A 20,666-nucleotide genomic window follows, 5' to 3' on the forward strand; every position below is an offset into this window, starting at 1 on the left:
AGGGATAGTGGCACAAGGGAGCAGAACCTGATGGAGTTGCGACTTGTGCTCGTAATGACCGGGGTTATCTGAGTTAGTCCATTATTGCACCAATTCCTGCTCAACGCGAGCCGCAAGCACCGAGTTAGTCCATTTTTGGACTAACTCCCCGGCACCACGAGCGGCGCACACAAATGGCCGGGCCGCGCGGTGCAGCAGCACCGGCAGCCCGGCCATGCAGTGCCTGCGGGGCAGCTATACTATGCTGCTCCCGCGGCTCATGGCGGCGAAGGCGCGGTCCGCCGCCGCCACCGTCGCTGCGACATCGGCGTCCGTATGCGCCGTCGTCAGGAACCATGCCTCGTACTTGGAAGGGGCGAGGCAGATGCCCTGGTCGAGCATGAGGCGGAAAAACGCCGCGAACTGCTCGCCGTCCGTGTCTTGCGCCTCGTCATAGTTGGTGACGGGGTGCGAGCAGAAGTGCGTCGAGAAAGCGCCGCCGATCCGGTTGATCGTCAGCGCGATGCCGTGGCGCGCCGCCGCGTCCGCCAGCCCGGCGGTCAGCGTCGCGGCGAGCGACTCCATCCGCGCGTAGACGCCCGGCTCGGACAGCGCCTCGAGGCAGGCGATGCCGGCGGCGATCGAAGCCGGGTTGCCCGCCATCGTACCGGCCTGGTAGGCCGGGCCGAGCGGGGCAACCTGCGCCATGATGTCGCGCCGCCCGCCGTAAGCGCCGATCGGCAGCCCGCCGCCGATCACCTTGCCAAGCGCGGTCAGGTCGGGCTCGACCGCGCCATAGTCTGCGAATCCGCCGCCCGCATACGTCTGCGCCGCGCCATAATGAAAGCGGAACGCGGTGATCACCTCGTCATAGATGACGAGAGAGCCGTTCGCGCGCGTCATCCGGCAGAGCGCCTCTAGGTAGCCGGGCTTCGGCGTCACCATGCCGAAGTTGCCGACGATCGGCTCGATCATAACCGCGGCGACCTGATTGCCCCATACCGCGAGCGCCTCTTCCAGCGCCGGCAAATCATTGAACGGCACCGTGATCACCTCGTGCGCGATGCTTGGCGGCACGCCGGCGCTGTCAGGCGTACCTAAGGTAGAAGGCCCGGAGCCGGCGGCGACGAGCACGAGGTCGGAGTGGCCGTGGTAGCAGCCGGCGAACTTCACGATTTTGCTGCGGCCGGTGTATGCCCGCGCGACCCTGATCGTCGTCATAACCGCCTCCGTGCCGGAATTGACAAACCGCACCTTGTCGAGCGAAGGGATCGCCGCTTTCAGCATCTCGGCGAAGCGGATTTCCTGCTCCGTCGGCGTGCCGTACAAGGTGCCGTTCTGTGCCGCTTCACAGATTGCCGCCGTTACATGCGGGTGAGCATGTCCCAGAATAACAGGGCCGTAAGCGGCCAAATAGTCGATATACTTGTTGCCGTCCACATCCCAGAAATAAGCGCCTTGACCGCGCTTCATGAATACCGGCGCGCCGCCGCCGACCGCCTTGAACGAGCGGGAGGGGCTATTCACCCCGCCTACGATATGCTGCAACGCCTCTTGATACAAAGCTTCCGAACGGCTCCGATTGGTTCTACTCATAATGCCTCTCCCTCTCTAAGTACCGTATTCATCCATCCCGCATGTCGTTGCTCAAGAAAAAATAGCTGCTGTACAAAACGGCAGCTATCTCACAATCCCCTTATTCACTCACCCGCCAAGCTGCCGAGCGGCCACAGGGCACGAAGTATCGAGCTTGCAGACAAACCGGCCTCCAATGACACGGACGGGCTGCCGGACGGGCTCACCGATGGCTTCGGACTCTCAGTCCCTGCACCAGGCGACGGCGATCCGCCACCGCTGCCACCATCGCCGTTGCCACCGCTGCCGCTGCCGGAAGGCTTCGGCGTTCCCGTCGCTCCACTCGACGGTGTCGGGCTAGGCGACGCCGTTCCGCCACCGGCCGATGGTTTAGGCGTCGGCGACATCGTCGCGCCACCGCCGCCCGAAGACGTAGGTGTCGGCGACCCGGACACTGATGGCTTCCCGCCACCGTCGCCATCTACATCTTCCGTGCCGCCGGTCACCGTTGAAGTCGGAGTCGGGGTTGGCTTAGGCGTCGGAGTCGCGGTCGGCCTAATCGTCGGCTTCGGCGTAGGTGTCGGAGTCGGCTTGATCGTCGCCGTCCCGCCGCCGCTTGAGCCCGCCCCGCTGCCGCCCGCCCCGCTGCCGCTCGCCGAGCTCCCGCTGCTGCCTGTCACCGTCCCGCCGCCGCTCGTGCCCGTCCCGCTGCCGCTCGCCGAGCTCCCGCTGCTGCCCGCCGACGTTACGCCGCCGCTCCGCCCGTCGTCGTCATCGGTCTTTGCGGTGTCCCCCGCCGTGCCGCCCGGCTCATGCACGCCGCTCAGCTCTTCCTTCACGAACTTCTGTAGCTTCTCCTTGTTGACCGCCAGCACCGAGGCGCCTTCGACATTGCTATCCTCCAGCAAGTCGAAGGGAGGCACTTGAATGCCTTTCACGCCGCCGGCTTTCACGTCGAACCCGAGCGACCCGAGCTTCAGCATGTCGGTGAGCGACATGTTCGTCTCGATGTAAGGATCGATGCTGCTCAAAATGCTGGGCAGTTTGAACAACGACGTCGTCGATTGCATTTTGCTGGCCACGGCCGTCAGGAACTTCCGCTGCCGCTCGGTGCGATTGAAGTCGGACAGCGCGTCGTGACGGAACCGGACGTACTGCAGCGCCGTTTTTCCGTTCATATGCTGCAAACCCTTTTTCAGGTCGATATCGAACTCCGGCTCTTCCGAATCATGGTACTTCATGTCCTTCTCGACATCGATCTCAATGCCGCCAAGCGCGTCGACAAGTGCGATGAAGCCTTGGAAATCGGTGTACACGTAATATTGAATCTGCAAGCCGAGCAACTCGCTTGCCGTCTGCATCGCCAGCTGAGGACCGCCGTATGTAATCGCCGTGTTGATCCGATCGGAGCCGTGCCCCTGGATCTTCACGTAAGTATCGCGCAGGATCGAGAACAGGTGGCCCTTCTTCGTCACCGGATCGATCGAGACGATCAGGATCGAGTCGGAGCGAGGCACCTCGTACTTGGACAATCCACGCGAGTCGCCGCCGAGCAGCATAATGTTGACCCGCTCCTTGCCTTCCCATTTCGGAATGGGGTCCGGTGTCGGGGCCGACGTATCGTTCGGATTAGGCTTGAATTGATCGAAGAAGGACTCGCCGTCCTTTTTCTGTATGTTGTTGCTGAACTGATACACATGATATCCATAGTAGCCGAATACGCCTACGACGACTAAGCTGACGCCCAGGACGATCCAACGCATTTTTCTCCACATGAGACGTTCTCCTCTGCACGGTCCGACTTTTCCTTTGATGTCTAATCGTGTAACATGATGTTGGTGCGACAGTTACCGGAGTCGAGAATCAATTTGGGCCAACAGCACAAAAATCAGCACTTCTTCATTATAGTAGTTTCGAAAACCGGACTGCAACTTATGTCGATTGCGATCGAACAGATTGTGGAAATTTTTTTGCGGTGACCGCGAGAGCGGAACTGGCGGAGGAGGTTGAAACGAGTATGAAACCAGCCATACAGGTGGACAAGCTGCGCAAGCAGTTCCGAGTGCCCAAGAGCCGGGGCGGCTTGAAGGGGGCGTTTCGCGATCTGTTTACCAGAGAGTACAGCGAAATTACGGCGGTCAAGGACATCAGCTTCACGATCCCGAGGGGGGAAATTTGCGGCTACATAGGGGAAAATGGCGCTGGCAAATCGACGACGATCAAAATGCTAACGGGTATCCTCGTGCCAACAGCCGGCGAGATCGAGGTGAACGGTTTCGTCCCCCACAAAGAAAGGGAGACGTTCGTCCGCAGCATCGGCGTCGTCTTCGGCCAGCGAAGCCAGCTCTGGTGGGACATCGGCGTCATCGAGTCGTTCCAGCTGCTGCGCAAAGTGTACCGGGTGTCCGAGGAGGATTACCGCGAACGCCTGGACGAGCTCGTCGAACGGCTGCAGCTGCAGGAGCTGCTCAATCGTCCGGTGCGCAAGCTGAGTCTGGGTCAGCGGATGCGCTGCGAGCTGGCGGCGTCGCTGCTGCATAATCCGGACATCGTGTTCCTGGACGAACCGACGATCGGGCTCGACATTGTCGTGAAGACCGAGATCCGCGAATTCCTGAAATCGATGAATCAGCGCTACGGCACGACGATCCTGCTGACGACGCATGATTTGCAGGACATTGAAGCGCTGTGCTCCCGCGTGATCATGCTCGATGACGGCAAAATCATTTACGACGGCGGCCTCGACCGGCTGAAAACGACATGGGGAACCGGCAAGGAAATCGTGCTGCAGCTGAACGAAGCGGTGCCGATCGAACGGCTGCGCGAGCTGACAGTCGGACTCGAGGCGGAATGGACCAAGGACAACGACTATACGGCGACGGCACGGATCCCGCTCGACAAAGCGAACGTCTCCGAGGTGCTGGCCCGCGTCGTAAGTGCGATCGACATTCGCGATATTCAGATTCACGAGCCGAATACCGACGATATCGTACGGGAAATTTACAAAACCGGCTCCGCCGACAAACCGGCCGCAGCCCCAACCGGTACCGAAAATGCCGATACCGCTAACCACTCCAACTCCGACTCCGAAGCCGAGAACCGGGAGAAGGCCCATGTATAGCGCTTATATCGACTTAATCCGCATTCGGTTTCTGATGATGCTGGCTTACCGGGTCAATTATTACAGCGGCATTATTATTTATGCCATTAATATCGGGGCTTATTATTTCCTGTGGAAAGCGATCTACGGCAGCAGCGAGACGCTGGGCGGCATGACGGTGCAGCAGATGACCACCTACGTAGCCGTGTCGTGGATGGCGCGGGCGTTTTATTTCAACAACCTCGACCGGGAAATCGCCAATGAAATTCGGGACGGCAGCGTCGCGGTGCAGTTCATCAGGCCTTACAATTACCTCGTCGTCAAAATGATGCAGGGCTTCGGGGAAGGGCTGTTCCGGCTGCTGCTGTTCATGGTGCCCGGCATGATTCTCGCTTCGCTGCTGTTCCCGGTGCGACTGCCGACCGACCCGGTCGTATGGCTTATTTTCATGCTCATGCTGGCGTTCAGCTTCCTGATCAATTCGCAAATCAACATCCTGACCGGCCTGTTCGCCTTTTTCGTGGAAAATAACGAGGGGATGATGCGTATGAAGCGGGTGGCGGTCGACCTGTTTTCCGGCCTCATCGTACCGCTATCCTTTTTCCCGGGCTGGCTAGAGGTCATCCTCAAGGTACTGCCGTTCCAAGCGGTAACGTACTTGCCGGGTTCGGTGTTCACGGGTAAAGTGACCGGACAGGCGGTATACGAAGCGCTAGGCGTCCAACTGCTATGGTTCGTGCTGCTGCTGGTGCCGATCGTACTCATCTGGCGCAGCGCCCGCAAGCGGCTGTTCGTGCAAGGAGGGTAGAGGACCATGTTCTACGCATCGCTATTCAGCGAATATTTTTCCAACTATATCAAACGCCGTCTGACGTACCGCTCCGACTTCTGGATCGAGATCGTCTCCGACCTGCTGTTCCAGGGGATGAACCTGCTGTTCATCCTGATCGTATTCATGCATACGCCTTTATTGGGAGGCTGGTCACAGGAGCAGGTCGTGTTCATTTACGGCTATTTCATGGTGCCCTACGGCGTCTTCGGCTGTTTCTTCAACCTCTGGAACTTCTCTGAACGGTATATCGGCAAAGGGGAGATGGACCGCGTGCTCATCCGTCCCGCGCACAATCTGACGCAGCTGATGCTGGAAAATCTCGACCCGGCTTCGCTATTCGGCAGTCTCGTCGGCCTGTTCATCATGTTCTACACGGGCGTTCAGATGGACATGGACTTGTCGTGGACCGATCCGCTCGCCTTTCTGCTGTTCACCGGAGGAGCGATTCTGATCTACGGGGGCGTGTATATCGCCATCACGTCGGTTTCCTTTTTCTCCGATGCGCCTACCGGCATATTGCCGCTCGTCTGGAACATTCAGAACTATGGCCGCTACCCGGTCAATATTTACAACAAAATCATCAAGTTCACGCTGACGTTTTTGCTGCCCTTTGCGTTTGTCGGATTTTATCCGGCGGCGTATTTCCTGGATCGGGCCAATTGGGGCATGATGGCGTTCCTCACACCGGTCATGGGGTTGATTTTTTTCGCGATCGGACTGGCGTTGTGGAACTATGGGGTGCGCAAGTATCGCGGGGCCGGCTCGTAGCGGGACATTTGGCTGACAAATAAAGGAGAGGAGGTCTTACAGTGACCCAAACTGCGCCGGAAATCGGCAAAGCCGCGCCGGCCTTCCGGTTGCCCGCCTCGGACGGGACGGAGCTCGCGCTCAAGGACATGAAGGGCCGCAAGGTCGTGCTGTTTTTTTATCCGCAGGACGAGACGCCGACTTGCACCCAGGAGGCTTGCGAATTTCGCGACGCCTATGCTGTATTTGCCGAGGAGGACACGGTCGTGATCGGGATCAGCCCGGACTCGGTCGCCTCGCATGAGAAGTTTATCCGCAACCAGCAGCTGAACTACATTTTGCTCGCGGACGAGCAGCTTAAGGTGTGCAAGAAGTATGACGTGTGGAAAATGAAGAAGCTATACGGGCGCGAGTATATGGGGGTCGTCCGCTCCACGTTTCTCATCGATCGGAAAGGCCGGCTGGCGGCCGAATGGCGCAACATTCGAATCAAGGGGCATGTGGACAAGGTCCTCGAGGCGGCGAGGAAGCTCAAATAAGGCAATGCGAAAACCCGGCGGGTTGCCGGGTTTTTGTCGTTTTTACACTAGAAGCCATACTCAATGCGGCCCCATGACCGCGTATTCCTCTCCGCATGGCCCGCCGCTCCCGTTGTGCTCGATATCGTGAATGGCGGTGCCGTCCTCGGTGTACAGAGGGGAATAGAAATTCGAGATCTTCGTCGTCGACACGCCAGTGTAATGGCAAATGAACGAGCGGCGGAAGCGGTCCTTCGACGTGTTCGGATACGAGCCGTGAATGACGTTGCCGTTGAAGAACAGCACATCCCCGGGCTCCAGGATAACCGGCACCGGCTTGCAGCCGTCCGGGACGACGACTTCGTGCGTGGTGAAGGAGACGGACGGATCGGCCTCGTTCGGACATTGAATCGTTTCCTCATGCGTACGGGGGACGATGTATAGTCCTCCGTTGTCCTCGTCCGACCGATCGACCGAAGTCCAAGCGGCGATGCAGGTGCCGGGTTCAACAAGCAAGTAGAAATTGTCCTGATGCAGCGCTTGGCCGCGTGCGCCTGGCGGTTTGTAGTAGAACATGCTCTGCGCAGCGAGCGCTTCCTCCCCGAACAGATCGTGCAGCACATGCATGACGCGGGGGTGAATCATGTAGCGCATGGACAGCTCGTTCACGCGATGCGGATGCATGAAGCGGGGATATTGCTTCAGAATATCGCCGTTCGCCTGATCCTCGGGCACCGGATGGAACAGGCGCTCGACCGGCCCGGCTTGATGCAGCTGCATAAACTCCGTCTTGATTTCCTCCACCTCCTCCGTCCCGAACAACCCTCTTACGATCAAGTAACCTTCTGCACGAAACTGCTGCACCTCGGATTCGCTGATATACGCTTTTGATTCGCTCATGGTTTCTCTCTGCCCCTCCCGGTATGGATTCGATTGAACCCTCTTTGATCCTAGTATAGAATGAGCATGAACGGGAGGGAATGAAGCAAATGGCTGAAAACCATAACAATCCTGCTGAGCAAGTCGAAGAGACAGGGGCTCCGCCCCCGGGCGTCCTTCTCGCCAATCACTTCGTGGAGCCGTTCGGCTACCGGACGAATCGGCGCGCCGGGACACGCGATTATTTGCTCACGTTGACTTTAGGCGGAGATGGAGAATACCGGCTCGGAAATCGCACCGTAGGTTGTCGCAGAGGGGATGCCTTTATTCTTGTGCCGGGCACGCCGCATCATTACCGGACGAAGGAGAACGGGCAGCCTTGGGATTTTGTGTGGTGCCATTTTTTGCCCGCCGCCCAGTGGGAGTCGTATCTCCAGTTGCCGGAGGCGATGCCGGGGCTGCTCCATGTCCATGTGGGCAACGAAGCGCTGCTCGGGCGATTGCAGATTGCCTTCCGTCGGCTGACAAGGGACCACCTGCATATGGATCGGCTTTACGAGCGGCTTGCTTACAATGCGCTGGAGGAAATATTGCTGCTGCTTCAAGTGCAGGCTCAGCCGCAGCGAACGGGCGACGCGCGCGATCCGCGAGTGGAAGAGGTGCTCCGCCTGTTGACTCTGCAGATGAAGGAGCCGCATACGATAGCCGCGCTCGCCGAACGGGTTAATTTGTCGCCCTCGCGGCTCGCGCATCTGTTCAAGCAGGAGACCGGCGCATCGGTCATCGAGATGCTGCTGCGGCTTCGGCTTCGCCATGCGGCGCGCCAACTGGAATATACGTCGCGATCGATCGCGGAAGTGGCTGATGACGTAGGCTTCCAGAGCCCGTACTATTTTACCAAACAGTTCGGCGCCGCTTACGGCGTCAGCCCAAGCGCGTACCGGAAGCAGGCGCAGGCCGCCCATGCGAATGCCGCTCATGCGATTGCAGCCCACGAGAAGGCCGACCTCTCCAATACTTCCTTTTCGTAAAGCAGGTCATAAATCAACCCCCTCCTCATATAATCTATCACTAGTCCGAATCGATAGACTTGGGGAGGAACCTGCGATGCGATGGTTTCGATTGGCGCTCACCGTTTGCTTGACGCTGCTGCTGTTGCCCTTGACCGCCATTTCCGCCGTGTGGGCGGATGGAGCCGACGGAGGACGTTCGGACGTGTACGATCGATTGAAGGAAGGGAAGCGCATTCCGCTGGAACGAGCCTACACCCAGCCGGAGCAGCCGACCGTTTATTTGACGTTCGACGACGGTCCGGGTCCGACGACGGCGGCGGTGCTTGATATATTGAAAGAAGAGGGTGTCCCGGCGACGTTTTTCGTGCTCGGCGAGCAGGTGCGCCGCAGTCCGGAGCTCGTCCGTCGGATTGTAGAAGAAGGCCATGCTTTGGGCAATCATACGTACAATCATCGGTACGAGCAGCTTTACCCGGACTTCGGGGGGTTCTGGGAGCAGGTGGAGCAGACGAATCGGGTATTGGAAGAAACGGTTGGGTTCCGCCCGTCGCTCGTCCGCGCGCCGGGTGGGACATACAATCATTTCGACGCTTTCTATTTCTACTATTTGGAACAAGCGGGGTATAGCGTATTCGATTGGAACGTCGATAGCGGCGATTCGTTAAGGGTCAATGTACCGAGAGGGGAGATCGCGGCCAACGCCAAGGCGAAGACGCTCAAGCGGGAGATGGTCGTGCTGATGCATGACAGCGCCGGCCATCAGGAATCGGCGAGAGCATTGCCGGAAGTGATCCGTTATTACCGGGAGCTGGGGTACAGGTTCGCTGCGCTTGACGAGACGGTGAATCCGGTCCAGTCCTCGCTCTCCAAGTCGGTTAAAAGCAAAGCGATGTCGCGGCAGGAGCATGAGCGATGGCAGGCGACTGCCTGGGAGCGGACGGCGAGCTTGAGCAGCGTCGCGCGACCGGTGCCGATGGTGGACGCCGCGCAGTCGAGCGGCGATGTGCCGCCGCCGTCGCTCCCGGAGGCGCAGGCGCCACTGCAGGCGCAGGAGCAAGCGCTGTCTCAGCCTGTCGCGCCGCCGCTCGAGCTGAGACTCGGTCCGGGCGAAGGGGAGCGCCTTACATTGGACTCGGCCGCCTACGAGTTCAAGCACGAGAAGCTTTACGTGCCGCTTCGCGCGCTGACCGAGAAGATGGGGGCGCTCGTCACATGGGACGGAGAGCGGCGAACGGCTTCGGTCGCTTACGGTATGTATGTGATGACGGTCGACCTGAAGGCGAACACGATGTCTGTGGAGAAGGCGGGGAAGACCACGGCTACATTTCATTTGGCGGATGTGAAGCTGAAGGACGGCTCGGTGATAGTCCCGCTGCGGAGCACGGTCGAGCTGCTGGGCGGCCAAGTGGAGTCGTTTGCATTCAGCGATACGCTTCGGGAAGTTTCGCTTGACGTGAATCATAAAGGCTATGGCGTATTGTGGCCTGGGAAGCTGGACGTACGAGTCTAAATTCCGGGCGGGATGGAGAAACTAGAAACATAGTTTCCAAGTTTCTGAGGAGGGTATCCATCCTATGCCGTATGCGCGAGAGAGCAAGTTTCCGTTTGACCGGCCTAACGAATTCATAGAACGTCTACTCTATCAAACCGAGAAAGTGATTTTGGGCAAAAGGGAGGTCGTGGAGCTCGCGGTGCTCGCCTTCCTGTGCGGGGGGCATGTGCTGCTGGAGGACGTTCCGGGCGTCGGCAAAACGATGCTCGTCCGTACGCTGGCGCGTGTATTCGGCGCGGATTTCAAGCGCATTCAATGCACCCCGGACTTGCTGCCGTCCGATGTGACAGGTGTCTCCGTATATCGTCCGCATACGGGACAATTCGAATTCCGGCCGGGACCGCTGATGGCGGGTGTAGTGCTTGTAGATGAAATCAACCGGGCTTCTCCTCGGACGCAGTCCGCCTTGCTGGAAGCGATGGAGGAGCAGCGCGTGACGGTAGACGGCGTCGAGTATCCGCTCGGCCAGCCGTTCCTGCTGCTCGCCACGCAAAATCCGATTGAGCAGGAAGGGACCTTCGTGCTGCCGGAGGCGCAGCTCGACCGGTTCCTGCTCAAGCTGCGCGTCGGTTATCCGGCGGAGCGCCATGAAGTGGAATTGCTCGGGCGCTTGCAGCTGCGCCATCCGCTCGAGGAAGCGAAGCCGGTGCTGCTGCCGGAGGAGCTGCTCGAGCTGCAGCAGGAGGTGCGCGGCGTCTTCGTCGACGACACGCTGAAGGTGTATCTGGTGAAGCTGGCTGCCGCGACGCGTTCGCACACCGATCTGCAGTGGGGCGCGAGTCCGCGCGCCGTCATTGCGCTGATGCGGGCGGCGCAGGCGCGAGCGTTTATGGCGGGCCGAGGCTACGTCGTCCCGGACGACATCAAGTCACTGCTCGAGCCGGTATGGGCGCATCGCCTCGCCGTGAAGCTCGACGCGCGCATGGCCGGCCGGACGGCGGAGTCGGTGCTGCGGGGCATTGCCGCGGCCGTGGCGGTGCCGGCCACCCGGTATGGAGCGGCTGACGGCGGTGCAGGGACGAAGGTGGCGCCATGAGACGCTGGATGAACATGGCGGCGTTGCTCGCGCTGTGCGCGGTCGTCTATGCGCTCGCCCGGAATGGAGGAGGAGGTCAATCGACCGCTTTCTTGCTGTACGGCTGCGCTGTGTGGCTAGTGTTCGCGCTTGGCTCGAGCTTGCTCGTCCTGCGAGGCATCCACGGGGAAAGTCGGCTGGAGGCCGACCGCGCTTATGCGGGTGGGGCGCTTCGCGTCTCGGTGCGGTTAAGGCATCGATCGTTCTGGCCGGTTGTCTGGCTCGTGGCGAAGGAAACGTGGCGGCATAGCGACGGCACCAAGGTCGAGTACCGGCAGCTGCTGTTCCCTTGGTTCCGTTCGGAGCTGATGCTGCAATACCGGCTGGAGAACCTTCACCGCGGGGAGTACCGCTCGGAGGGCTGGGAGCTGCATACGGGGGATTTGTTCGGGCTCGTCCAAATTATCCGGCGGCAGCGGAGGCGCGGTGAGCATGCGGGCGGAGGGCGAGGCCCATCCTTCCTCGTCTATCCCGTTCCCGAGTCGCCACGAGGCCGGCTGTTGGCCGGTCCGAACGAAGACGGGACGGTCGGGCGGGTGGCGGTTTCGCTTCGGGACTCGGCGCTGCTCCGGGGGACCCGTCCGTATGAAGCGGGAGACCCGCTGCGGCGCATTCATTGGAAGCTGAGCGCCCGCACCGGCGAGCTGCAGACGAAGCTGTTCGAGCCTGCCGCCTCGAAGCGAGTGCATGTGCTGCTGGACGCGACTGTCGACTCTTACCAGGGGGCAAGCGGGAAGGTATTGTTCGAGGCGGCGATGCGGACGGCGGCGGGACTGGCTCGGCGGGTCGTCGGAGATGACGCCGGTTTGGCGCAGCTTCATGTTTGCGGCGAGCGAGGCGGCGTCAATGGTGTTGCGAGTGCTTCTTACGGAGGTGCGATGTTTGCCGCTGGGACGGTTGATGAGCTTCGCCACGTGTATGAGTGGCTGTCTCGTATGCAGCCCGATATGCGGATGCCGTTCGGCGACGGGCTGCTGCAAGCGGTTTATGCCTTGCCGCCGCACGCGACACTCGCGATCGTCACGCCGTTGGCGGGACCGGCGCTGCTGCCTGCGCTGCTGAGGCTGAAGGCGCTTGGCTGCAGCTGCACGGTTGTGCTCGTCCACGCCGCTCCTTCGGCGAGCTGGGCGCACCGGCAGTGGCAGAAGGAGCTCGCGGCGCTGGGCTGCGGCTTCGCCGACGTTGCGGCGGCGCCGGACAAACCGACCGTGGCGGCTGCTCCGGCGTCGCTTTCGTTCGAGGGAGGTGCGGCTCGTGGCACCAGCTTCTGAGCGTGCGCGCTCCTACTACCGGGAAGCGGCCGCGGCCGCTCTGCTGTTCGTGCTGCTGATCGAATGGCTGAGGCCGCTGGCCGCTATGGCTGAGCATACCGACTTGCACATGCTGCGGCCGTTCGTGCTTATTTTCGCAGGCTTCCTGCTCTTGGATTATCTTCGCGTGCCGTTAGGCTGGAGCATCGGTTTGAAGGTGTTGGGATCGCTTTCGCTGATCGGTATGTTGTTTTATCCGCATGATTGGCCCGGCGTCTCCTGGCTTGGCTCCTATATGGGCGTGACCGGGCAGGATCTGGCTTCGCTCGTGCAATTGGATACGAAGAACATAAGTCCGCATAACCGAACGCTATTGTTTCTGACCGGCTGGGCGATGCTCATCTCCGTTATGTACAACACGGTTGTGGAGCGGATGCAGACGCTATGGTTCGTGCTGCTGACGATCCTGTACTTGCTCGCGCTGCAGCTGGGCTGGGATGTGGACACAGGCGCCGGCATTTTGCGCGCCTTTATTGCCGGCATGCTGCTGATGGCGATCGGGCAATTGGCGCGTGTCGAAGGGCAGTTTGCGTTTCGGTTCCGGCCCGGAGCGTGGTCCGTCGGGTGGACCGCCGCTACCGCCGCCGTCATGGCGCTGGCGATCGGAGCGGGATTATGGATGGCCCGCGACGAGTCGCGAATGCCCGGGCCGCTGGAGTGGGGGCCGCTTACGGAAGCGTGGCTCAAGCTGTTCCCTAGCGACGGGGGGAGGAGCGGCGATAGCCTGACGGTGGACTGGAAAACGTCCGAAGCGGCTTCCTTCACCGGCTACGGCGAGGACGATTCGCGCCTCGGCGCGCCGCTGCTGCCCGACAACAGCGTCGCTTTCCGGGCGAGGACGGAGCGGGAGACGTACTGGCGCGGAGAATCGCGCAGTACGTACACGGGGCGCGGCTGGGTGGGCGCCGGTTCCACCGCCGGAGCCTCAGCCAGTTTCGGTTCCGGTTCCGGTGGCGGTTCGGCGGTTGGAGCGATGCCGCCTTCAGGGACGCCGAACGTTGCCGTTGAGACGATCCGGCAGGAAATCGCGCTCGAGGATTTGAGTCTCGGCGGGCAGCTGTTCGCCGGCGGGAGGATCGCCAGCGTCGAGGCGCTGATGTCCTCGCGTGGCGACAGCTTGCCGCCGTCCCAAGTGACGATCGACGCCTTGACCGGTCGAGCGGCTATTACGGCGCAGGAGCCGCTCGCCTACTATCGGCTGCTGGTTGAAGTGCCAGCGCTGTTAGCGCCGCCGGCATCGTCGGCACCGTCGACAGCGTCGTCGGTATTTAAGCCGTCGCTCACAGAGCAAGAGCGGGCCGCTCTCACGGCCGAATTGCAGCTTCCCTCGTCGCTGCCTTCGAGGGTTGGCGACTTGGCTCGCGCCGTCACCGTGAAGGCGGATGGCGACTACGCGAAAGCGCTCGCCGTCCAGACCTTCCTGCGCAGCGGGCCGTTTAAGTACAGCCTGGACAATCCGTCTTATCCGGTCGGCAGCGAAGACTTCGTCGACAAGTTTCTGTTCGAGGACCAGGCCGGCTATTGCAACCATTTCTCAACCTCGATGGTCGTCATGCTGCGGACGTTGGGCATCCCCGCTCGCTGGGTAAAGGGCTTCGCCCCCGGCCAACTGAGCACCGAGGATGCGTCGCCGGATGAGAAGCTGCTCGCGTATACAGTGTTGAACCGCGACGCGCATTCCTGGGTGGAGGCGTATATCGCGGGGCAAGGCTGGGTGTCGTTCGAGCCGACGCCTGGGTTCGCGCAGACCGACGACTTCGGAGGCGGGGATTTGGGGCTCGGGGCGTCCGGAGGTGACGCTATCACCACGGCGGGTGCGTCAGGATCGGCTTCCTCTTCCGCAGCCGTGGCGGCGCTGGCCGCGTTCAGCTCGATCCAATCGTCAGCCACCCCGATCGGCAGCACCACTAGCGCGGCTCGAACGTGGGACTGGTCGACGGCACTGGAGAATAGCGTACTTGCCGCCGACGCGACGCTCGCCTTCCTGCAACGGACCGGCTCCCTCGCGCAAAATACCGTCCTGTCGGCGGAACAAGCGATATCGTCCGGCTGGGAGCGAGTAGAGGCTGGCGGCCGTCAGCTATGGGTCGCGGCTTTCTCCCTGCTCTTGCTTTTGCCGCTCCTTTACGGTTTGATCCGCCTCTTGCAGAGGAGGCGGTGGTCGGCTGCTCGCGCGCAGCGGCTCGCCTGGAATCGGACGCTCCCGGCCTATGACCGGGTGTGGAGGAAAGTGCAGCGCAAGCTAGGCGACCGCCGGCCGGACCAGACCGTCCGCGAGTATATCGAGGCGGCGGTGAAGAGCTTGCCCGAGCAGGAGCAGCGGGACGCGCTGCTGCGGTTCGCGAGCCTCTATGAATCGGCTCGTTATGCGGAGGCGCATCCGTCAAGCTCGCTGCATCGCGGACAGCGTCAAGTCGAGCAGTCCGCGATCGCCGAATTATGGGAGCGGATTTCCAGGCCTCCCGGTTCCAAGTCGTCATCGACTATGCGATAATGGAGGCAGGAGGGGATTTCCAATGAACTCCCAGACGCCATCTATCGTATTGTTCGACGGAGAGTGCAGCTTCTGCGACAGCTCCGTCCAATTCATACTGAAGCGCGACCCCGCTGGCCGGTTCCGCTACGCGGCCCTGCAATCGGAGGCGGCCCGCCGCCTGCTGACAGGACACGATATCGACCCGTCCCGGCTCGATTCGATCGTCCTGCTCGAGGAGGGCCGCTGCTACACCGAATCGACCGCGGCTCTGCGCATCGCGCGGCATCTCCAGGGCTGGCCCCGGTGGGCCGCGCCCTTGCACATCGTTCCCCGTCCGATCCGGGACGGGGTGTACCGGTTCGTCGCCCGCCACCGGTACCGGTGGTTCGGGCGTCGCGACCAGTGCCTGCTGCCGCCTCCCGACATTCGGCGGCGCTTCCTGGAATAGCCGGCTGCAGCTTCGCAAGGTAACGGGCTACGGCTCTGGCGGAGGAGTTCATGTCGGGTCGGCGAGTTTAGCGGACAGGAGATCCGCTATTTTGTTTGTTTCCTCGTTTTTTGACCCTTTGGCGGCCACACGAGCCCTTATTCGAATTCCCAAGGGATCTAAACGCCACTTTTTCGCTGGATAAGGTCATCTGTGTCCGCCAAACTTTCGAAACCGTTCCCTTTGTGCCAAATAAGTTCATCTGTGTCCGCAAAAAGTCTGATGATGGCTTATCAACTTATTTGGACGCCTGATCGAAAATTCGGAAGAATAGCGTTATGCTTGCTGTAACTTTATTTAGACCTAAACGACCGTATTCCGCTCATTTTGATCAAAATAGCGTTATTTCATAGTTACTTAGGTTGTTGTGACGGGTGAACGACCCGCCGGGTGCGATGAGGGTAATTATTGGCCTACTCTTATTTGCTGCGGCCGGCGAGTTTTTCGATCGGTTTTCGCATCTATTGAGCTATGATCAAATCGGAAGCGTTTGCATGTTCAGCTTGCCTTGACGCGCTTTCTCCGCTTTCTATATAATTAACGTTAAATGTTTAGCGGACAAGGCAGCTGACCGGTCGGAGCCTCCTGATGGAGCGTCGGCGGCAGCTCCCCAATTGAGGAGGATTACTTTGGATAAACCGAATGAACTGATCGTCGTGCTCGATTTCGGCGGCCAGTACAACCAGCTGATCGCGCGCAGAATTCGCGACTTGGGCGTGTACAGCGAGCTGCTGCCCTTCAACACCACTGCGGCTAGAATTCGCGAGCTGGCGCCGCGGGGGGTCGTGTTCTCCGGCGGGCCGTCAAGCGTGTACGAGCCGAATTCGCCGCAGGTCGATCCGGGCATCTATGAGCTGGGCGTGCCGATTCTCGGCATCTGCTACGGCATGCAGCTGATGGCGCATCAGCTCGAGGGCAAGGTGGAGAAGGCGAGCAAGCGGGAGTACGGCAAGGCAGACGTGGAGTTCACGCCGAGCAGCCCGCTCGTCAAAGGCTTGGAAGCGAAGCAGACCGTGTGGATGAGCCATGGCGATTATGTCTCGGCGATTCCTGGTGGCTTTGTCGTGGACGCGAGCACGGAGCATGCGCCGGTAGCGGCGATGAGCCATCCGGACAAGCGCTTCTACGGCGTGCAGTTCCATCCGGAAGTGCGCCACTCCGTGTACGGCAACGAGCTGATCCGCAACTTCCTGTTCGAGGTGTGCGGCTGCGAAGGCACTTGGAGCATGACGACGTTCATCGACGATACGATTCGCGACATCCGCGCCCAAGTCGGCAGCGGCAAAGTGCTGTGCGCGCTTAGCGGCGGCGTCGACTCGTCCGTTGTGGCGATCCTGCTGCACCAGGCGATCGGCGACCAGCTGACGTGTATGTTCATCGACCACGGCCTCCTGCGCAAGGGCGAAGCGGAAGGCGTCATGGAGACGTTCGTCGGCAAATTCGACATGAAGGTTGTCAAGATCGACGCGCGCGACCGTTTCCTGGGCAAGCTGGCGGGTGTCAGCGATCCGGAGCAGAAACGTAAGATCATCGGCAACGAGTTTATCCGCGTGTTCGAGGAGGAGTCGGCTCAATTCGACGATTTCGAGTTCCTGGCTCAGGGCACGCTCTATACGGATATTGTAGAAAGCGGTACGGCAACCGCCCAAACGATCAAATCGCATCATAACGTCGGCGGTCTGCCGGAAGATATGAAGTTCAAGCTCGTGGAACCGCTCAAGACGCTGTTCAAGGACGAAGTGCGCAAAGTCGGCGAAGAGTGCGGACTGCCTGCTGCAATCGTCTGGCGCCAGCCTTTCCCGGGACCGGGTCTGGCCATCCGCGTGCTGGGCGAAGTGACGGAGGACAAGCTGCATATCGTGCGCGAATCCGACGCCATCCTGCGCGAGGAGATTGCCGCAGCGGGCCTCGATCGCGAGATCTGGCAGTACTTTACGGCGCTGCCGAATATGAAGAGCGTCGGCGTCATGGGTGACGGCCGGACTTACTCTTACACCGTCGGCATCCGTGCCGTAACTTCCATTGACGGGATGACCGCCGACTGGGCTCGTATTCCGTGGGATGTGTTGGAGAAGATCTCTGTTCGGATCGTCAACGAAGTTGAGAACGTCAACCGGATCGTGTACGACATTACGTCCAAGCCTCCTGCCACGATCGAGTGGGAATAGCAGGCTCGTGTAACGAAGCTCCGCTTCAGTAGCGGAGCTTCGTTTTTTTGCCCTGCAGAGGTCATTTTTACCTTTGCACGGCTCGATCACCCGCATTCTTGCTCGATTAACCCTCAGTTTATTGGTGTTGTTATTCCGGCTTTTGCAAGAGGATGAAACGGACTGGAGTGCAATGCGCGGGAATAACCGCACTATTGGAACTTCTGAATCCGCATACATCCGAACATAGCGAATTAATTGTATGATGAACGTTCGGTTATCCCATTGACAATGTTCGACAACGGGCATAGAATAAGGGTGACTGACACCACCAACAACATACATCGTTTCGTATATTCTCGAGAATCGGCTTGAGAGTTTCTACAAGATCACCGTAATGATCTGGCTACGAAAGAAGAACGTCCCTCTTTCCTCGGAAGGGGCCGCCTGCAGTTGCTTGGCAGGTACGGCCGGGCGTTCTTTCCGCGTGAAGCCTGGTCGAAGCAATGGGAGACATTCGAATCGGGCTTTTTTGGCGTGCGCACAATAAGGATGAATTGGTTTCCGGAGCCGTTCGTCGGATTCTCGTAGCGCTTCATGCGGAGAGAGCTCGCTATCGTTTGACATCCTCATGCTTCGGTCAGGTTGCATAGGCGCGTCGCATAGACGCATTTGTTGTTCCTAAAACCAATCCGATGTGGGAGGAATCATCAAATGGACCGCTTGTTTAAACTGCGGGAGCACGGCACAACAGCCAGAACAGAGATCATCGCGGGTTTGACTACTTTCATGACGATGGCGTACATCCTATTCGTCAACACGTTGTTCCTCGGCGAGGGCGGCGCAGGAATCCCGAACCAGGCTGTATTTTTCGCAACCGCTGTAGGTGCAGGTATCGTTACATTGGCAATGGGCTTTATCGTCAACGTACCGATTGCATTGGCGCCGGGTATGGGGCTGAACGCTTACTTCATGTCCGTCGTGCTGGGCTCGGGCGGCGAGATTACTTGGGAGATCGCGCTTGGCGCCGTTTTCCTGTCCGGGATCATCTTCATCATTTTGACCGTCACCAAAGTACGCCAAATGCTGCTGACCGCCGTTCCGAACAATCTTCGGGTTGCGATCACTGTCGGTATCGGTCTTTTCATTACCATTATCGGGGTCAAATTGAGCAATCTGATGATGGTCAGTGTTAATCCGGGAACCGATGTAGACAAAAATCCGGTGCTGAACACCAACCAGTTCAACCTCATTCTTGGCGATTTTCTTCATAACAAGGATACGCTGCTGACACTCGTCTCGCTCTTGATCATTGCCGTCCTGATGGTGCTCAAGGTACGCGGTTCGCTGCTGATCGGTATCGTGGCTGCAACATTGATTGGGATTCCGATGGGTGTCACGAATTTGGATGGCTTAACGGAGACTAGCTGGATTCCTTCGTTTGACAACCTGGCCGTAGGCAAGCTGGACATCGCAGGCGCCTTCGGGGTTGGGATTATCGAGATTGTCCTGGTGTTTACATTCGTGGAGCTGTTCGATACGTTCGGTACGCTTGTCGGGACGGCTTCTCGCGCGGGTATACTGAAAAATAAAGCGAAAGGCGAGAAAACGATCGGAAAAGCGATGCTCGTCGACGCTGCCGGCGTCAGCACAGGCGCCTTGCTCGGGACAAGCACCATCACCGCTTATGTCGAAAGCGCGAGCGGCGTTGCTGAAGGCGGACGGACCGGATTGACCTCCGTGACAACCGGCGTGCTGTTCCTGCTCGCTCTGTTAATCGCCCCGCTGGCGCTGGTGGTCCCGTCCGCTGCTACGGCTCCTGCCCTGATCATCGTTGGCGTGTTGATGATGTCGAGCATCAAGGAGATCGAATGGGACGACTTCCTTCAAGCGTTCCCTGCTTTCCTGACGATCGTTCTAATGCCTTTCACTTACAGCATCGCGAACGGGATCTCCATCGGGATCGTGTCCTACACGATTCTCACGGCAATCAGCAACGCATTCAGCTCGAAGAAGGTACCGCTGCATTGGCTCATGTGGGTGTTGACAGTGCTCATTATCGGCCGCTACGCTTTCTTGGGCTCAGGCTGATTCGGATTTGTAGGTGTGAGCGTCGGTCTTCGGACCGGCGCTTATTTTTGACATATCAGAAAGTTTAAATCCTCTACACCCCTTCCCACGCGCCAACTAAACACAACCGCCAAAAAATGGACCGGTGTTGTGCCAACCGGATCTTATTGAGCGTGCATGAAAGGCCATATACGCTCTAGTCCGACTTTTTCGGACTGCGTGGCGGGAGCGAAGGGGAAAGCGGTCTCTAGTCCGACTTTTCCCATTTGCAGAGCCGGTTGCGCACGCTCTCTCTGGAAAACGCCGCTCTAATTCGGCCGATTCGGACTACAGAGCCTTTCCGGGCGGTGAAGCACGCGGGAGTCCGACTTTTTCGGACTAGGGAGCAAGGGTACAGGCGCCACGCTGCTCGAGAATGCTCTTCGCTTCGAGCGGGTATAGCTGGTTGCGAAATCCGGCGGAATAGGATTACGGATCGTTGTCCTAGGAGACGGTTTTTCAGAAAAACGTAACGCGATGAACGAAAGAAGGACAGAAGAGGGCGGGAATAGGGAGGAGTGGAGAAGCGAAGCGTCTGCCTTTGAAATCATGGCCTAACCCAAACAAAACTCAATCCAAGGGCCATGATTTCAACAACAGTCGGAACCCCTTTTCCTGCCCTCCCCACGCGCCGACTGAACACCTATGCCAGAGACCTGATCGGTGAACTTCCGCTCAGGTTCTTCTTTATTTGTTGAAAATTCCAGTTGCATCGAGTTGAATAATTTGTTATATTAATTCTCGCCGCTTCGAACGGCTGTCCGGTAAACGGCGCTAAGCGAACAACTTTTGAAAAAAAGAACTTGCATCGAGGTTGGCGAATGTGATATATTGATCTGGTCGCTTTCGGAAGGTTGTCCTGAAGAA

At 59.4% G+C, this 20,666-nt stretch carries 14 protein-coding genes, 1 pseudogene and 1 riboswitch; of the genes and pseudogenes, 12 read left to right on the forward strand and 3 right to left on the reverse strand.

The window, feature by feature from the left end; translation table 11 throughout:
* Window positions 1–234: 234 nt before the first annotated feature.
* Both PKO02S_RS27015 and PKO02S_RS33490 read right to left on the reverse strand, forming a co-directional pair.
* Window positions 235–1,575 (reverse strand): glutamate-1-semialdehyde 2,1-aminomutase, encoded by a 1,341-nt coding sequence (locus PKO02S_RS27015; RefSeq protein ID WP_127588105.1) that lies wholly within the window; start codon window positions 1,573–1,575, stop codon window positions 235–237.
* Window positions 1,576–2,252: 677 nt separating this feature from the next.
* Window positions 2,253–3,329: pseudogene (locus tag PKO02S_RS33490) on the reverse strand (LCP family protein); the annotation flags it as partial.
* A gap of 242 nt (window positions 3,330–3,571) precedes the next feature.
* Between PKO02S_RS33490 and PKO02S_RS27025 the strand changes: the two are divergent.
* Genes PKO02S_RS27025 through PKO02S_RS27040 form a run of 4 tightly spaced genes read left to right on the forward strand, consistent with a single transcriptional unit; the run spans window position 3,572 to window position 6,772 of the window.
* Entirely contained in the window at window positions 3,572–4,675 is a 1,104-nt protein-coding gene (locus PKO02S_RS27025; protein WP_127588109.1) for an ABC transporter ATP-binding protein, read from the forward strand.
* Window positions 4,668–5,462 (forward strand): ABC transporter permease, encoded by a 795-nt coding sequence (locus tag PKO02S_RS27030; protein ID WP_127588111.1) that lies wholly within the window; start codon window positions 4,668–4,670, stop codon window positions 5,460–5,462. Before PKO02S_RS27025 ends, PKO02S_RS27030 begins: the two co-directional genes overlap by 8 nt.
* Window positions 5,463–5,468: 6 nt before the next feature.
* Window positions 5,469–6,254: an ABC transporter permease gene (locus PKO02S_RS27035; protein WP_127588113.1), complete on the forward strand. Its 786-nt coding sequence runs from the start codon at window positions 5,469–5,471 to the stop codon at window positions 6,252–6,254.
* Window positions 6,255–6,295: 41 nt separating this feature from the next.
* On the forward strand, window positions 6,296–6,772 hold the full coding sequence (locus tag PKO02S_RS27040; RefSeq protein ID WP_127588115.1) for a peroxiredoxin: 477 nt from the start codon (window positions 6,296–6,298) through the stop codon (window positions 6,770–6,772).
* Window positions 6,773–6,832: 60 nt separating this feature from the next.
* On the opposite strand, the gene PKO02S_RS27045 is transcribed toward PKO02S_RS27040, so the two are convergent.
* Window positions 6,833–7,651, reverse strand: coding sequence for a phytanoyl-CoA dioxygenase family protein (locus PKO02S_RS27045; protein WP_127588117.1), 819 nt, complete (start codon window positions 7,649–7,651; stop codon window positions 6,833–6,835).
* Between the two features lie 89 nt (window positions 7,652–7,740).
* On the opposite strand from PKO02S_RS27045, the gene PKO02S_RS27050 reads away from it, so the two are divergent.
* From PKO02S_RS27050 to PKO02S_RS27085, 8 genes are all read left to right on the forward strand, one after another.
* Window positions 7,741–8,661, forward strand: a complete 921-nt coding sequence (locus tag PKO02S_RS27050) for a helix-turn-helix domain-containing protein (RefSeq protein ID WP_164821714.1) — start codon at window positions 7,741–7,743, stop codon at window positions 8,659–8,661.
* Between the two features lie 76 nt (window positions 8,662–8,737).
* Entirely contained in the window at window positions 8,738–10,153 is a 1,416-nt protein-coding gene (locus PKO02S_RS32605; RefSeq protein ID WP_164821715.1) for a polysaccharide deacetylase family protein, read from the forward strand.
* Window positions 10,154–10,217: 64 nt separating this feature from the next.
* Window positions 10,218–11,231: an AAA family ATPase gene (locus tag PKO02S_RS27060; protein ID WP_127588121.1), complete on the forward strand. Its 1,014-nt coding sequence runs from the start codon at window positions 10,218–10,220 to the stop codon at window positions 11,229–11,231.
* Window positions 11,228–12,541: a DUF58 domain-containing protein gene (locus PKO02S_RS27065; protein WP_127588123.1), complete on the forward strand. Its 1,314-nt coding sequence runs from the start codon at window positions 11,228–11,230 to the stop codon at window positions 12,539–12,541. The genes PKO02S_RS27060 and PKO02S_RS27065 overlap by 4 nt, the downstream gene beginning before the upstream one ends.
* Window positions 12,525–15,074 (forward strand): DUF4129 domain-containing transglutaminase family protein, encoded by a 2,550-nt coding sequence (locus PKO02S_RS27070; protein WP_127588125.1) that lies wholly within the window; start codon window positions 12,525–12,527, stop codon window positions 15,072–15,074. The genes PKO02S_RS27065 and PKO02S_RS27070 overlap by 17 nt, the downstream gene beginning before the upstream one ends.
* A gap of 22 nt (window positions 15,075–15,096) precedes the next feature.
* Window positions 15,097–15,504: a thiol-disulfide oxidoreductase DCC family protein gene (locus PKO02S_RS27075; protein WP_127588127.1), complete on the forward strand. Its 408-nt coding sequence runs from the start codon at window positions 15,097–15,099 to the stop codon at window positions 15,502–15,504.
* Between the two features lie 668 nt (window positions 15,505–16,172).
* Complete coding sequence (gene guaA, locus PKO02S_RS27080) at window positions 16,173–17,711, forward strand: glutamine-hydrolyzing GMP synthase (protein ID WP_127588129.1); 1,539 nt, start codon at window positions 16,173–16,175, stop codon at window positions 17,709–17,711.
* 308 nt (window positions 17,712–18,019) lie between these two features.
* Window positions 18,020–18,119, forward strand: a riboswitch (purine riboswitch).
* A gap of 285 nt (window positions 18,120–18,404) precedes the next feature.
* On the forward strand, window positions 18,405–19,781 hold the full coding sequence (locus tag PKO02S_RS27085) for an NCS2 family permease (RefSeq protein WP_127588131.1): 1,377 nt from the start codon (window positions 18,405–18,407) through the stop codon (window positions 19,779–19,781).
* The last annotated feature ends 885 nt before the right edge of the window (window positions 19,782–20,666 follow it).

This window comes from Paenibacillus koleovorans NBRC 103111, from assembly GCF_004000845.1.
Classification (GTDB): Bacteria; Bacillota; Bacilli; order Paenibacillales; family NBRC-103111; genus Paenibacillus_AA; species Paenibacillus_AA koleovorans.

What these genes read in the sequence shown, in the direction of transcription:
- PKO02S_RS27015 (WP_127588105.1), bottom strand. Translation starts at nt 1,575, where the DNA reads ATGAGTAGAACCAATCGGAGCCGTTCGGAAGCTTTGTATCAAGAGGCG.
- PKO02S_RS27025 (WP_127588109.1), top strand. Translation starts at nt 3,572, where the DNA reads ATGAAACCAGCCATACAGGTGGACAAGCTGCGCAAGCAGTTCCGAGTG.
- PKO02S_RS27030 (WP_127588111.1), top strand. Translation starts at nt 4,668, where the DNA reads ATGTATAGCGCTTATATCGACTTAATCCGCATTCGGTTTCTGATGATG.
- PKO02S_RS27035 (WP_127588113.1), top strand. Translation starts at nt 5,469, where the DNA reads ATGTTCTACGCATCGCTATTCAGCGAATATTTTTCCAACTATATCAAA.
- PKO02S_RS27045 (WP_127588117.1), bottom strand. Translation starts at nt 7,651, where the DNA reads ATGAGCGAATCAAAAGCGTATATCAGCGAATCCGAGGTGCAGCAGTTT.
- PKO02S_RS27050 (WP_164821714.1), top strand. Translation starts at nt 7,741, where the DNA reads ATGGCTGAAAACCATAACAATCCTGCTGAGCAAGTCGAAGAGACAGGG.
- PKO02S_RS32605 (WP_164821715.1), top strand. Translation starts at nt 8,738, where the DNA reads ATGCGATGGTTTCGATTGGCGCTCACCGTTTGCTTGACGCTGCTGCTG.
- PKO02S_RS27060 (WP_127588121.1), top strand. Translation starts at nt 10,218, where the DNA reads ATGCCGTATGCGCGAGAGAGCAAGTTTCCGTTTGACCGGCCTAACGAA.
- PKO02S_RS27065 (WP_127588123.1), top strand. Translation starts at nt 11,228, where the DNA reads ATGAGACGCTGGATGAACATGGCGGCGTTGCTCGCGCTGTGCGCGGTC.
- PKO02S_RS27075 (WP_127588127.1), top strand. Translation starts at nt 15,097, where the DNA reads ATGAACTCCCAGACGCCATCTATCGTATTGTTCGACGGAGAGTGCAGC.
- PKO02S_RS27085 (WP_127588131.1), top strand. Translation starts at nt 18,405, where the DNA reads ATGGACCGCTTGTTTAAACTGCGGGAGCACGGCACAACAGCCAGAACA.